This is a genomic window from Vibrio scophthalmi LMG 19158 (genome assembly GCF_000222585.1).
GTDB classification, from domain to species: Bacteria; Pseudomonadota; Gammaproteobacteria; order Enterobacterales; family Vibrionaceae; genus Vibrio; species Vibrio scophthalmi.
In genome coordinates this window covers 1-519 of record NZ_AFWE01000166.1, presented here as the reverse complement: position 1 = coordinate 519, position 519 = coordinate 1, and the positions used below count along the sequence as shown (strand labels likewise).

Genomic DNA, 519 nt, shown 5'->3' with positions numbered 1-519 from the left:
TACCTGCTCAGAAATTGGTGGTAATTCTTGCCCATCAGTCGTAACAGTAACTGTATATGGCCATTCTTTATCAGTTAGAGCATCGGTAACTGTAACTTGCCATGTGCCATTTTCAGCAATTATTCCACTGTATGTTTCCCCATTAATTGTGATAACGACAGTTGCACCAGCAGGGCCTGTTCCGACTAATGTCGGTGTGGTATCAGTCGTAATGTTGTCATTCTTATCTCCAGAGTTGCTATCCGGAGACAATGAAGCGGTAACTTGAATGACATTGAACGAACCATTAACTGCTTCAGACTTATTACCAGCTTTGTCAATAGAGACAATTTCATAGTTATGCGTCCCACCTAAAATACCCTGAGTGTCAAAAGACCAATTACCTTCATTATCCGCTTGAGTTGAGTATTTTCTTCCATTAAGTGTGATTTCAATAGTAGACATAGGCTCAGCCTGACCGGATAGAGTCGGGTTAATTCCCCCAATGGTATTGCTGTCAGGCAACGTATCTGAAATTTC

The 519-nt window shown here is 41.4% G+C and carries 1 protein-coding gene; it reads right to left on the bottom strand.

Going from position 1 to position 519, the window contains the following annotated elements; genetic code table 11:
- Positions 1-504 (bottom strand): Ig-like domain-containing protein (locus RH88_RS12930; RefSeq protein ID WP_277422382.1); only part of this gene is annotated, 504 nt, incomplete at its 3' end.
- Positions 505-519: the final 15 nt, after the last annotated feature.